A 13,237-nucleotide genomic window follows, 5' to 3' on the forward strand; every position below is an offset into this window, starting at 1 on the left:
AGAGTGCCGGGGCTTTATCTATTTAAGTTACCAACTCAAACCAGCTTATATTAAGGGACAAAAGGTTCGTTTGGTTTGTATTGTTTGTGAGCTTGACATAAAAAGTTCTGTTCGTTGTAGTAGGAGGTATAGCAATTTCTCCATTATAATCAATAACAACGGGTCCACCAGTCTGAATTATCGAATTAAAAATTGTTCCGCCAATCGTAGGATCGGTAGCTTGTGTAATAAATTTCGAAGTTGTCAAACTGGTATTAGTTGAACCTTGATTGGAATTAACAGGCGGAATGCTTGTTCCTGCTGCAGAAAAAGTTGCGTTAAGAAGGACATCAATTGTCGTATTAACTGTAGCCCCTCCCGAAACTCTCTGGATATAAAGAGTTCTTCCCGAGTTGGCAGGGTTGGTAAGTTGGATAGTAAGAAATCCGTTAGCGGCCACGGAGCGCGATTGAGTGGTAATTGCAAAAAATGTGCCGTTCTGTGCGGCTGCATAAGATGGTGAAGATACAATGTTTGGGGTAGTAATGGTTTGGAGGCTTTTAACATAGATCGGTTGATTCAATCCTGAAACCGGATTATTGTTGGGAGACATTTGCTTTTCCCTCCCAGTATTTAAAATGTGTATCAACATACTGTATGTTGCATTTTGGGAATTTATTTCTTCGTAGCATTGACGGTCTTCCAACTACGGGGGGATGAAAGGGGGACACACTTCACTTCGAAGCTCAACAATCTACTCGGATTAGAAGCGTATACGAACAGGAGAAACCCTTGGTAATCAATGGTTTTAAAGATATACTTGGATTCAATATAGATGCATTTCAATTTATGAGGAATTGAAACTGGGGAAGAGGACCGTCTGCCGAATCCCTTTGATGGGGGCTTAACGATGAAGAAAAGAACGGTTTTAACATATCTGAACTTTTCAATAGTCTTTCCTATGTAGGAATTGTTTTATTAGGATTTAGTATGATCTTTGTGGTCAGAGAAAGCTTGAATCAACGAATGAATTTCTATCTTCAAGAGGCTTTAACTAATTATCTGCCCTCTGCATCACTCGAAATCAAAGGGGAGGAGCAATATAACGTTAATCTGGCCAAGCCAATGCTAGGCCAGAATCTAAAAAATGAAAAAAGAACTTTGGGGAAATTTTATCCTGAATTGCCTTATCATCAATCGGAAGTTTTTTTGGTGGACAAATACGTAACAAACAATCCAAGTGTTAGTTATAGGTTTGTTTTTAAAAAGCCATATCAGATTGATAACCAGGATGTATCAAATAAAGTATGTTTTGTATGGGGGATGTGCAGCTATTTTTATCATGGTTATGTAGATATTGATCTGAAGACTGGTGAAGTTATTGGTCTTAAAATCCAATATATGGATATCAAATAATCTACCATTTGAAAGAATAATAGTTACTATGGATCGAATGTTCCAATATCGATCCGAAAACAGATGCAACAAAGCCCGAAAACAAAAAAAAGCACTCGTCTAAAATAAAACGAGCGCACGCACCAAAATATTAATACTTCCCTCCACGATTAACTTCTACGGTTTTTTCCTTAAGATTCGTTTCTTTTTGAAAATGAGTTATTTTTTGCTTAATCTTTTTAGCTCGATCTTTCAGTTCACTGACCTCATCGGCCTTTCTAGAGTCTGATTCAGCATCACACTTCATCAACCGTTTATAAATGTTTCCTTTACTCTATTCGATTTAAAAAAATAGAAAATCCAGATGATACTGATTGCCCCAACAAGTATTGATAAATGGTAGGAGTTGGGGATGATCTGTCCTCTGCTGTAATAGTCCATATACGTTAATATTCTAATTACAATACAAAACACTTCAAAAATAATAATTAGTCGCGGAGCATAACTCTTCTTACTAATAAAGAGCAATAATAGTAGTCCTGTAACTAACGTCTTTATGAAAGTTCCTAATAATATGACATTCTGTATCCAATTTCTTTCTTCAATAAGGTTAGTTAAGTAAGGCAATATTCTTATAACTCCAGAAATATACATTGCTTCACTTATAAGCAAAGTTATTAAATAAACAAGTAACCATCCTCCAAGTGGTTTAGGATACAATTCTTTGGCTTCGTTATTCGACATCTTTGAAACTCCCTGTTATAGATCCTTATAAAGTTTTATAGTAATTTATTTTACTATCATTACCATTTGGAATAAGTATACTATGAATACGAAACGAATAGAATACGATGCTTCAGCCTATAGACGAGGAATCGCGCCTATGGGCTTTTCTTGTTCAGCACACAAAAATGTAAAATTCCCGGTTCCCATAAGCTGGCTTTTTTAGTACGGTATTATTGTAAATAACAGGGAGGTCTGACGATGAGAAAAGCCTTCGTTTTACTATTTTTACTGTTACTTTTGCAGGGATGTGCCCGTGAAGATCAAAAGAACCATGTGTTCTCCGGAGAGAGCGAGCATTGGACGGGGAAGTTTGAAGTTTATCGGATCGGCGACAAAGCGGAGGAAAGATTGACGCTTCAATATAAACCGGACGAGCGGCTTACAGTGCCGATTGACTTCTCCTATTCCTTTTCCGGGGGAAGCTCCTCGACAAAAGGCTATAACATAAAAAATAATAAAATTATAGCCCGCTCCGTCTCCTCGATTGCTCCTCTTCAAAAGAGCGAGGAAATCCCCATACATGTCGAATGGGCCGGAAAAAAGGAGGACGTACTGCTTAAGTCGAAATAATGCTGCTATGAGGGAGAGTCCGAATAAAGAAAGGCTGGAACGGTCTTGCGTTTGGAACGGATACTTGCTGTTTTGATGCTGGTGGTCAACAGGAGAAGAATATCGGCCGCGGAGCTCGCGGACAAAATGGATGTTTCGGTCCGGACCGTCTACCGGGATATCGAAACGTTGTGCCAAGCCGGGTTCCCGATCGTCGCCTACCAAGGGGCTGGGGGCGGCTTTACCGTCATGGAGGGCTATCGGCTGGACCGGAACGCGCTGACGTTCGAGGAGATCACATCGGTCATTTCGGCGTTAAAAGGAATGACGAAGACACTCGACGATACGCGTCTCGGAACGACGCTGGAGAAATATACGAGCTTGCTCACCGACAAGGAAAAAGAAACCGCCCGCTTCTGGCAGGAGCGGCTCGTCATCGATATGAACCCGTGGGGGGCAGACGGTGCGATGAAGCGGAAGGTCGCCCTGATTCGGGAAGCGCTCCAGAGGGAGGTGACCCTCCGTTTCGCCTATACTTCGAACAACAGGGTGACGACCGACCGGGAGGTCGAGCCGATGACGCTTGTGCTCAAGGGCGCAGCGTGGTATTTGTACGCGTATTGCCCGCTTCGCGGCGACTTTCGCATGTTCCGGTTGTCCCGCATGACTCAAGTGGTTGTGACGGATCACCCATTCGAGCGCAGAGAGCATGCGAGCCTGGAAGAGAAAGACTTGGAGCAGATGTGGAATAGCGGCTCCCGGACGGTGACGATGGTACTGCGCTTCGCGCCTGAGGCGAGAGCCCGGGCGGAAGAGTTTTTCGGCATGGAGGAAGGGCAAGCGGGAGAGGACGGTTTCTTGACGGTTGTGCAAACGTATCCCGAGGACGAGTGGGTGTACGGCTTCCTGCTCAGCTTCGGGGACCAGGTCGAAATCCTCGAACCCGAGCGGCTGCGCATGCTCATCCGGGGTCGCGCGGAGCGCATCTGCAAGATGTACGGAAAATGAAAAAATAACATGACAAACTGTTGTCAGAGTTAGGGGTGTATGCTGAAGCTATTCCCAATCAAATGGAGGTTGTCAAAATGGATAAACAGTTTTGTCAAAGCTGCAGCATGCCCCTGAACACTGCCGAGGATTTCGGCACGAATGCCGACGGAAGCCGCAATGAAGAGTACTGCACCTACTGCTATCAAGGAGGGGCCTTCACCTCCCCGGACGCTACTGTGCAGTCGATGATCGAGGAATGCGTTCCGCATGTGGTCGAAGGTCAAGGCATATCGGAGCAGCAAGCCCGCGAAATGCTGAATCAATTCATCCCTTCGCTCAAAAGATGGGCGTAACAGACTGACGTTCGGTCGCAAAGCTTTTCTTCATTAGGTCGCAAAAGAAGCCGCCGTCGTGCTCTGCGTTATTCGCAGGCGCGTCTGCGGCTTTCAGCTTTTTGCTGAGCCTGAGCCGCTCTTCTTAACTGAACCGTCAATGAAATGATGGAAAATGGCATATATAGGATATAGAATGGATTTAGATTTGGAGGGGTACGATGGGGATTGCTTTGGTGCAGGTTGCTCTTTTTGCATGGGGCCTAGGGATGGCAAGGCGGAGAGCGGCAAGCGGAGAGGACGATCTCATACTTCCGCTGTGGGCACGAGTGCTGCTCAGTCTCTCGTTGGTTGTGGCAGCGTTCGTGATTTGGCGATCCGACCCCGCTTCGCCTTATGGCGAGTGGGTGTTTTGGGGAATGCTGATGTCCTTCCTCGGCGATCTGTCCATGGCCGGCGTCATTCCTTGGCCGCAACGGCTAATTGGCGGCATGCTGACCTTCGCGGTCGCGCAGAGCTTCTATATGACGGCTTTTATTCAAATGATGTCTGCCAGCGGAGGGGCCGCGGGAGGCCGCGGATTATGGATCGGTGTGGCCGGTTACGGTCTGCTGCTTGTTGTCGGGTGGCTGTTCTTCATTCGCAACCCCCGCAAGCAAGCCATCCTTAATTATGGAGCGCTTGGATACGGACTATGGGTCGGCGGAATGGCCTGTTTTGCTCTTGATCTGGCCATGATGTTAGGGGGAGTCTGGTGGCTGACGGCTGTCGGCGGGCTGATCTTTGTCCTGTCCGATCTGCTGATCGGCGTGACGGATGTCGGGGGATACCGAATGAAACATAAAGAACTATGGATCTGGTTCACGTATGTCGCCGGACAGATGGCGATTATTTACGCCGCGGCAGGATGAGGTTCGGCGAATAAAATATTTTGTAGCGAAATGGAGCGATCGTGTTGGCGTGGAGAGCGGTAAATCCTGCGACTGGAGAAGAAGGAGAGGAGATTCGGGTAACGCCGCTGGAGGGGGTGGACCAAATGATGCAAAAGGCGAAAACAGCTTCGGCCCGATGGAGGCAGACGCCGGTAGCGGAACGATTGACGTATTTGCGGCGGATTCGCTACTACATCACGGAGCATTTTGAGGAATGCGCGGAGCTGATTGTTCAGGCAACCGGGAAGCCGCTCGTGGAAGCGGCGACGCACGAGCTGTTTATCGTGGCGGATGCGATCAAGCATATGGAAGACTGCGCAGTCAAAACGCTAAAAACGCGAAAAGCGAAGACACCGCTCACCTTGTTCGGGAAGCAATCCACGATTTCCTACCACCCCCGCGGTGTCGTTCTTGTCATTGCGCCGTGGAATTTTCCGTTTCAGCTTGCGATGATACCTGCGTTAAACGCATTAACAGCCGGCAACAGCGTCATTATCAAGCCTTCCGAGGTAACGCCGCTTGTAGGGATATTGATGGAGCGTATTTTCGCGGCGGCGGGATTTCCCGAAGGGCTTGTGCAAATCGCTCATGGAGATGGCGTGCTGGGAGCCAGGCTCATTGAGGCGGAGCCGGACTATATTTTCTTCACGGGCTCCGTAGAAACCGGCGCGCGGATTCAGCAAGAAGCCGCGAAGCGGCTCATCCCGACCACGCTCGAGCTCGGCGGCAAAGACCCGATGATCGTCTTCGCCGATGCGAATCTCGAACGGGCCGTGCGAGGAGCGGTATGGGGCTCGCTGGCCAACAGCGGGCAAGCGTGTATTTCGGTGGAGCGAATCTATGTCGAGCGATCCGTTTATGCCGACTTTACCGAGCGACTAAAGCAGGAAGTGAGCCGGCTGCGCCAAAATGGAACCGAGGATACGGACTTGGGCTCGATGACATTTTCGAAGCAGGTGGATATCGTTAGCGATCATGTTCGCCATGCACTGGAGGAAGGGGCCGAGCTAGAATGCGGCATTCATCCCGAACAATGGAAGCTGTCGCAGGGCTTGCAGGTTCAGCCTATCGTACTGACGCAGGTGAACCCGCGGATGAAGGTGATGCGTGAAGAAACGTTCGGTCCCGTCATTAACGTCATGCCTTTTGACCATGAGAGGGAAGCGGTCGAGCTGGCGAACGACTCCTCCTTCGGCCTGAACGCGAGCGTCTGGAGCCGGGACTTGAACAAGGCCCGCCGCGTCGCCGACCTGCTGGAGTGCGGCGGCGTGTGTATTAATGATGTCATGGTCACGATCGCGAATCCGTACTTGCCTTTTGGCGGGATAAAGCACAGCGGAATAGGCCGCTACCATGGGGAAGAGGGCCTTACGTTGTTTTGTCATCAAAAGGCGGTCATGCTGGACCGGGGAACGAAACCGGCGGAAGTCAACTGGTTTCCGTATGCGGGCAAGTACCCGGTCTTCGGCCGTCTGATTAAAAGCTGGTACGGTTCCCGGAGAAGCCTGGTTGGTTTCATTCGGGCGTATCTTGAGTTGTTGCGAAAATCCAAATAAGCGAGCCGGGCAGCGGCAAGGGGGACGCGCGATGAGACCCTATATCAAAGAGTTTTTTACCCATGTTGATATTTGCGTGATGTGCGTATTGCTGGTGGCGGGGTGGACGGTCATTTTGCCGCATGCGAATGAGGGGACGATATGGCTGGCTCTCGTCATTGGCATGGCGGGTTATGCGTTGAGCGAATATATGATCCATCGCTTTTTGTTTCATATGAAGCCGCCGAAGCATCCCCTGCTGCTTGCTATGCTCCGCCGTCTGCACTATGACCATCATATTTATCCTAACGAATTGCATCTGCTGTTTCTTCCCGTATGGTACAGCCTCCCGGTCATGGCCGGACCGGCGCTGATTGCTTATGGGGTGACGTGGGATACGGTGCTGACCATCGCTTTTGTGACGGGAGTGATCAGCTTCCTGCTTTACTACGAATGGACGCATTTTGTCGCCCACCGGCCTATTAAGCCGATCACGCCCTGGGGGCGCTGGATGAAGAAAGTGCATCTCTGGCATCATTATAAAAGCGAACATTACTGGTACGGCGTAACCAACCCACTGTTCGATGTCATGCTGGGCACGTTTCGCGACGAGCAGCAGGTGGAAAAAAGCGAAACGGCGCGCAATCTGGAAGGAAAAGCTGATTCGCGGCTCTAATCACGTTTTCAATATTTGGCAAGTTCGATGACCCGTAAAGACGGACGCTTTTGTAAAAAGTGCCCTGCTTACGGGTCGTTTGTATTTTAGAGCTTCAAGGCGAGCTGCTCGGTAATTTTGTCGATCATAGCGAAAAACTGCGTCTTCTCCTCGTCGTTCAGCGGTTCGAGCATATCGGCAAGCAGCTGCCGCCGGATTTCCATGGCGCTCATCACGAAGGCCGCGCCTTGATCCGTGAGCGCGATCCGTACGGTGCGTCGGTCCGAGTCGCTGCGCAGACGGACGATGAAGCCGTCTTCCTCCAACTGATTTAGCGCGATCGTCGTGGCACCGGAGGAAAGCTGCAATCGTTTGGCGATATCGGCGACCATGCAGTTTTCGTTATGGTAGATGGTCTTAAGAATGTAGTATTTCGTATTGTTCATCCGCATATGCGGCTCTTTGAGCTTTTGCTCGATGAGCTTCATTTTGTATTTCAAGAACGTTTCCGCCAGTTTGTTCATCGAGTCGAATTCATGGGCGGACGTGTCCAGAGGCTGGTTTACGGGCATGCGGCTTCTCCTTACATTTGTTCGAAATCGGTAGATAGATCAAGTATACCGGATTTTATTACTAATTGTGTTCCGTTTTTTTTCATGCTAAAGTTGTTTTATCGCAAAATTACTTTATTGTAAAGTAATTAACATATTAAAATAATGGAGGAGAAATTGGAATGAGAGGTCGCATGTTTGCAGCCAATATTATTGGCGTTGTTCTTATTGTATTGTTAGCCTTCGGCGGATTTTATTATTACGATCAGTCGTCCAAATATATCAAGACCGAGGATGCCCGGGTTGCGGGCGATGTGATTGCGGTATCCGCCCCGGCGGTCGGCACGCTGTCGTCCTGGAGCGGGAAGGAAGGCGGGGTCGTAGCCAAAAACGGCAACGTCGGTCAAGTGTCCGACGGGTCGAAAACGGTGAACGTCGCTGCCCCGATTGACGGCACGATCGTCAAAAATCAGGCTAAGGAAGGCCAGATGGTGCAGCCCGGCCAGCCGTTGGCGCAGCTTGTGGATATGAAGAACCTGTATGTTACGGCTAACCTGGACGAAACCGACGTGAAAGACATTGCTGTCGGCTCGACGGTTGACATTACGGTGGACGGCGATGCCGGCACGACGCTGAAAGGAAAGGTCGAGGAGATCGGACATGTGACGAACTCCGTATTTTCTTTGCTGCCTTCCGCCAATACGAGCGGGAATTATACGAAAGTGACGCAGAAGGTGCAGGTCAAAATTTCGATGACCAACTATTCGGATTCTGTGCTGCCTGGAATGAACGCTACGGTTAAATTGACGAAAAAATAATAGTTTAGTTCTAACATCTTATAAAGAAAGGAGCTGCGATGATGGCTTCTCCGCAAGAAACGAAGGATAACCGGGGCGGCTTGTCAGGTTATGGGAGCTTATTGACGGTGCTGATGCTGGGCTTGTTCCTGGCGATTCTGAACCAGACGCTGCTGAACGTCGCACTCCCTCATTTGACGGCCGACTTCGGCGTCAGCACGAGTACGGTGCAATGGCTGCTCACCGGCTATATGCTGGTGAACGGGGTTCTGATCCCTTTATCCGCGTACTTGATTGAACGGCTTGGGGTTCGACGGTTGTTTTTGATCGCGATGCTTTCCTTTACGGCAGGGGCGCTAATCTGCAGCCTTGCTCCAAGCTTCCCGGTCATGCTGACCGGACGTTTGATTCAAGCGATCGGCGGCGGCGTTCTGACTCCGCTTGTGATGAGCGTCATCTTGTTTATATTTCCACCGGAAATGCGGGGGAAAGGGATGGGGCTGTTCGGGCTCGCGATGATGTTCGCACCGGCGGTCGGACCGACTTTGTCGGGATGGATTGTACAAAATTACGACTGGCATTGGCTGTTTACGGGAATGCTCCCGTTCGGCGTGTTGGTGCTCGTCATTGCTTTTTTCAAGCTGAAAAATATCGAAGAGCCTAAAAAAATCAAGCTGGACACCTTCGGCACGGTCACCTCGATCTCCGGGGTAGGGCTTCTCTTGTACGGGCTTAGCGAAGCCGGGTCTAGAGGATGGACGGATGCCATTGTCTTGTCCTGCATCGTTGCCGGATTCGTTCTGCTTATCGCGTTTGTCATTCAGCAAATACGTTCGGAAAACCCGATGCTGGACATGCGGGTGTTCCGCTACGGCGTTTTTTCGCTGTCGACTGTGATCAACGTGTTCGTCACGGCCAGCATGTTCGCGGGCATGATTCTTCTGCCGCTTTATTTGCAGAACCTGCGGGGCTTTACGCCGCTCGATTCCGGGCTGATGATGCTGCCGGGAGCGATCGTGATGATGATCATGTCGCCGATCTCCGGAACGCTGTTCGACAAGATCGGTCCGCGCCCGCTGGCGGTCATCGGAATGATCATTACGACGGTGACGACGTACGAATTTACAACGCTGACTTTGGATACGTCTTACGGTTATATTGTTGCCATTTATATGGCGCGTTATTTCGGGATGTCCTTGTTGATGATGCCGATTATGACGGCCGGCATGAATCAGCTTCCACGGGAGCTGAGCAAGCACGGAACGGCGATGTCCAATACGCTGCGCCAAATCAGCGGTTCGATCGGGACAAGCTTGATTACGACGATTTTTACCAATCGTTCGACTGCTCATTATGCTGCCTTTACGGACCGGATGGATACGACGGACCCGACCTTCATGGATTCGTTCAATGCGCTTGTCAACCGGATCGCTGCGGCGGCGCATCTGCCGTTAACCGAAGCGAAAACGCAAGCGGCAGCAACGTTGGCCGGACAAGCGAAGCTGCAGGCGACGGTGATGGGGATTAACGACGCCTTTTTCTGGACGACGATCATTTCGGTGATCGGTCTGGGCTTGAGTGTATTCTTGCGCGATGTGAGAAAAGATAAGCCAAAGGCTGGTCTGCTTGCACCCGAGGAGACAAGTGCGCGTCCGACAGAGGTTATTCTGCTCCCGTCGCCGGGACACACGGCGCAATAAGTAACATGAGCCTGGAAGAGAAACGGTTTGGACAAGGAGGGTACAAGGTGAAAATATATATTGTATACGATAGCGAAGGCGGACATACCGAGGCATTGGCGCACGCCATTGCGGCGGGAGCCGCCCTCGTCGAGAACGCCGAGGTAGAGGTGTACAGTGTGCAGGAAGCGGACATCAGGACTCTACCGGAGGCGGATGCGATTATTTGGGGCTGTCCCGGGCATTTCGGAACGATTAGCGCCGGGCTTAAAGCATGGATCGACAAGCTCGGCTATTTGTGGGCGCAAGGCAAGCTGATCGATAAAATCGGCGGCGTGTTCTGTACGACGGCGACGGAGCACGGAGGCCTCGAATCGACGATGGTCAGCCTGATGACGCCGATGCTGCATCAAGGCATGATCATTGTCGGTCTGCCCGGCAATCTTCCGGAAAACGCCACCTACGGCTCGTACTACGGCGTAGGCGTGACGTGCCCGATCGATAGCGAAGAGCTGCTCGGCGGGCACGGCGAACAACTGGGCCGGGCCTTCGGGAAGCGGATTGCTGAGGTGACGCGGAGATTTGCGCGTTCATAAGCGAATGACCCAGGCGGACGGAAGGAGGTAGCGAGATGACCGTTCCTGTCATTTGCATCGCAATAGCCGTCATTCTGGTTATTGCTCTCATCATGTATAACATGCGATCGATGATGTCTTCGTCGGTCCCCCGGAGCGAGCGGCAGTTTCCCGGCCATTCGGAGGAGGCGCCGGGGAAGAGGCCGCAAGCGGAAGCGCCCGCAGGTCCTGCGGTGCAGGAAGCCGCGGCAGCGAAGCACCCGCCGGCGGAGCAGAAGCGCGAACCGCAGCCTTCGGCGCCGCAGCGGCCCGCGGCGAATCAGGAGAAAGCCGAGGCCGCAACGGCCCAAGTGCCTCCGGCGGCGGAACAGGAAGCTGAGGTTCGGGTAGCGGCGCAGAAGCCCGTAGCTCAATCGGGCCGGGCGCACGCTCCTGAAGCCAATGCGGAAGCTGCGCGGACTTCGGCCAAGCTGGCCGATCCGGAATATCGCGAGGCGCTCCGCGGATTTGCCCAACCGGCAAGGCCCGAGTCCCCGTCCGAGAAAGCGGACGAAGCTCCGATGAAGGACGACGACTACCGTACGGCGCTGCGGTCGATGCACAGCAAGAAGCAATAATACGATTTTAGAAAAAGACTTCATTACCTTGGGTTATCGCATGGGAGACCTGAGGGAGGAAGTCTTTTTGCGCGTTGGAAATCGAGGCAATTACCAATTTAGAGCCCCTTATCTGGGTGAATTTTTGATGTGATCTCCTAGTTATCCACGGAGTTATGCACATAATAAACAGCCTATCGACGGGAAATCTTACCCCAGAGGCTTGTTATTATTCACATATTCACAAAATAGGTTATACACATCGGGATTTGGAAATTTCGCTTCCATGGGTATCATTCTTTAGTATTGTAATATTTGTAAAAATGGTATTGCCTTTGGATCCATGGACAGAAAGAGACCCACAAGCAACGGGCTGTGGGTCTAAAGGTTTTATATATTAAAAAGGGGGTCAAGGATTATTATAGTCTGCGAACATTAAGGGACGATGAAAATTATATTTCATTTATATTACAAATCTGATAAATCGGAATAATGTAACGACTGGCACGCATAACGGTATAGGGAGCAAACCTGAAGAGGCATTTTTGGCAGCGTTTACATTGTGATCAATGCTGAAAGGGGAACGGTACCTGTGTGAAAAAATATGTGAATTCCCCGACCGCCTTCGCCTTGGGCATGCTCGCCATGATGATCCCGACTCAAGCGTTCAGTTCGTTCTACAGCTACTACTATGTGGAGAAGCTGGGTCTTGGCGTAGGGCTTGCCACGCTCGCAAGAACGATTTACTTGATCTGGGATGCGCTTAACCAGCCCTTGTTCGGCTATTTATCCGACCGGACGCGCAGCCGCTGCGGACGGCGCAAGCCGTGGATCGTAGGCTCCGTTCCGTTGTTCATGCTGACGTTCGTTATAGTATTTGCCGTCCCGGACGGCTTGTCCGGTTACAGCTTGTTCGCCTGGTTTTTGATAGCGCTCGTGCTGTTCGAGAGCGTGTCCGCCATTCTGTGGGTGAATTACGGTGCTTTGTTCCCGGAGCTGTTCCGGGGCGAGCGACTGCGGGCCAAAGCATCCGCCATTCAGCAGAGCTTTCAGATCGCCGCCATCCTTATCGGCTCGGCGCTGACGCCGGTGCTATTTGCCGCGATGGGCTTCGGACGGATGGCGCTTGTGTACGCCGCTGCTTTTGCCGTATTCATGCTGCTGTGCGCGGCTACCATAAGGGAAAGCGAGGAAGCCCGCCAAGAACCGCCGCTCCGGCTACTGGAGGCGTTCCATGAAACGCTCAAAAACCGCGCGTTCTGGCTGTTCAATCTGGCCAATTCGTTCGCGCAGACGGTGAACGGGCTGATCGGATCGATGATTCCGTTTTATGCCAAATACGTACTTCGCATCCCGGAATCGCAAGTCTCCCTGCTGCTTGCCTCCGTATTCGTGTCGGTTATTCCGCTGGTTGCCGTGTGGTATTGGATCGTTCGCAGACTGGGGGCGGTCCGAAGCTGGCGGCTTTCTTTGGCTGTGTACGGACTGTCCGTCATTCCGCTGTGGTTCGGCAGCCATTTGGCGGGCGGCATCGCGGCAGGCATTGCGGTCGGGTTCGGCTTGGCGGGCTTTCTGGTAACGCCGCCCGTGCTCAGCAGCCAGATCATCGACCGGGACTTCGAGCAGACCGGGCGTCGAAGAGAGGGAGTCTATACCGCGGTCGGCGGCTTTATTACACGTTCGAGCGGCTTGATCTCGGCGCTGGCGTTCTGAGTGGTCGGGATGCTGTTCGGGTATGTGAGCGGGGAGCAGCCTGGACCCGATCCGCAGGGCACGTTCCGCTGTTTGATCAGCGTCGTTCCCTTCTGCTTGCTGGCGGTGTCTTTTCTTATCGCCGTGACCCTCTATTTCCCGGACAAGCGTGAATGAAAAAAACTGCCGCGCAG

The 13,237-nt window shown here is 51.1% G+C and carries 14 protein-coding genes and 1 pseudogene; 12 read left to right on the forward strand and 3 right to left on the reverse strand.

What is annotated here, in order from left to right; translation table 11 throughout:
* Nucleotides 1-22 precede the first annotated feature (22 nt).
* On the reverse strand, nt 23-592 hold the full coding sequence (locus tag PEL01S_RS20405; RefSeq protein ID WP_127461613.1) for a hypothetical protein: 570 nt from the start codon (nt 590-592) through the stop codon (nt 23-25).
* 377 nt (nt 593-969) lie between these two features.
* Between PEL01S_RS20405 and PEL01S_RS20410 the strand changes: the two genes are divergently transcribed.
* A complete protein-coding gene (locus PEL01S_RS20410) occupies nt 970-1,395 on the forward strand; it encodes a hypothetical protein (protein WP_127461614.1) in 426 nt (141 codons plus the stop codon).
* A gap of 285 nt (nt 1,396-1,680) precedes the next feature.
* Here the strand turns inward: PEL01S_RS20410 and PEL01S_RS20415 are convergent, their stop codons facing one another.
* Nucleotides 1,681-2,118 carry a DUF2569 family protein gene (locus tag PEL01S_RS20415; protein WP_127461615.1) on the reverse strand — a complete coding sequence of 146 codons (438 nt, stop codon included), beginning with the start codon at nt 2,116-2,118 and terminating at the stop codon, nt 1,681-1,683.
* Between the two features lie 240 nt (nt 2,119-2,358).
* On the opposite strand from PEL01S_RS20415, the gene PEL01S_RS20420 reads away from it, so the two are divergent.
* The 6 genes from PEL01S_RS20420 to PEL01S_RS20445 all read left to right on the forward strand — a co-directional run bounded on the left by PEL01S_RS20420 (nt 2,359) and on the right by PEL01S_RS20445 (nt 7,174).
* A complete protein-coding gene (locus PEL01S_RS20420; RefSeq protein ID WP_127461616.1) occupies nt 2,359-2,730 on the forward strand; it encodes a hypothetical protein in 372 nt (123 codons plus the stop codon).
* A 75-nt stretch (nt 2,731-2,805) separates the two neighbouring features.
* On the forward strand, nt 2,806-3,717 hold the full coding sequence (locus PEL01S_RS20425) for a helix-turn-helix transcriptional regulator (RefSeq protein ID WP_239551409.1): 912 nt from the start codon (nt 2,806-2,808) through the stop codon (nt 3,715-3,717).
* A gap of 77 nt (nt 3,718-3,794) precedes the next feature.
* Complete coding sequence (locus tag PEL01S_RS20430) at nt 3,795-4,052, forward strand: zinc ribbon domain-containing protein (protein ID WP_127461618.1); 258 nt, start codon at nt 3,795-3,797, stop codon at nt 4,050-4,052.
* A gap of 200 nt (nt 4,053-4,252) precedes the next feature.
* Entirely contained in the window at nt 4,253-4,942 is a 690-nt protein-coding gene (locus PEL01S_RS20435) for a lysoplasmalogenase family protein (RefSeq protein WP_127461619.1), read from the forward strand.
* Nucleotides 4,943-4,983: 41 nt separating this feature from the next.
* Entirely contained in the window at nt 4,984-6,519 is a 1,536-nt protein-coding gene (locus tag PEL01S_RS20440; RefSeq protein ID WP_255320140.1) for an aldehyde dehydrogenase family protein, read from the forward strand.
* Nucleotides 6,520-6,550: 31 nt separating this feature from the next.
* On the forward strand, nt 6,551-7,174 hold the full coding sequence (locus PEL01S_RS20445; RefSeq protein WP_127461621.1) for a sterol desaturase family protein: 624 nt from the start codon (nt 6,551-6,553) through the stop codon (nt 7,172-7,174).
* An 86-nt stretch (nt 7,175-7,260) separates the two neighbouring features.
* Here the strand turns inward: PEL01S_RS20445 and PEL01S_RS20450 are convergent, their stop codons facing one another.
* Entirely contained in the window at nt 7,261-7,725 is a 465-nt protein-coding gene (locus PEL01S_RS20450) for a MarR family winged helix-turn-helix transcriptional regulator (RefSeq protein WP_127461622.1), read from the reverse strand.
* A 161-nt stretch (nt 7,726-7,886) separates the two neighbouring features.
* Here PEL01S_RS20450 and PEL01S_RS20455 point away from each other — a divergent pair, with 161 nt between their 5' ends.
* The 5 genes and pseudogenes from PEL01S_RS20455 (at nt 7,887) to PEL01S_RS20475 (ending at nt 13,220) form a co-directional block, all read left to right on the forward strand.
* Entirely contained in the window at nt 7,887-8,522 is a 636-nt protein-coding gene (locus PEL01S_RS20455; RefSeq protein WP_223275710.1) for a biotin/lipoyl-containing protein, read from the forward strand.
* A gap of 38 nt (nt 8,523-8,560) precedes the next feature.
* Nucleotides 8,561-10,201: a DHA2 family efflux MFS transporter permease subunit gene (locus PEL01S_RS20460; protein ID WP_371860720.1), complete on the forward strand. Its 1,641-nt coding sequence runs from the start codon at nt 8,561-8,563 to the stop codon at nt 10,199-10,201.
* Nucleotides 10,202-10,248: 47 nt separating this feature from the next.
* Nucleotides 10,249-10,776 carry an NAD(P)H-dependent oxidoreductase gene (locus PEL01S_RS20465; RefSeq protein WP_127461624.1) on the forward strand — a complete coding sequence of 176 codons (528 nt, stop codon included), beginning with the start codon at nt 10,249-10,251 and terminating at the stop codon, nt 10,774-10,776.
* A gap of 35 nt (nt 10,777-10,811) precedes the next feature.
* Nucleotides 10,812-11,372, forward strand: coding sequence for a hypothetical protein (locus PEL01S_RS20470; protein WP_127461625.1), 561 nt, complete (start codon nt 10,812-10,814; stop codon nt 11,370-11,372).
* A 615-nt stretch (nt 11,373-11,987) separates the two neighbouring features.
* Nucleotides 11,988-13,220: pseudogene (locus PEL01S_RS20475) on the forward strand (MFS transporter).
* Nucleotides 13,221-13,237: the final 17 nt, after the last annotated feature.

The sequence above is a fragment of the Paenibacillus elgii NBRC 100335 genome, assembly GCF_004000865.1.
GTDB classification, from domain to species: Bacteria; Bacillota; Bacilli; order Paenibacillales; family NBRC-103111; genus Paenibacillus_G; species Paenibacillus_G elgii.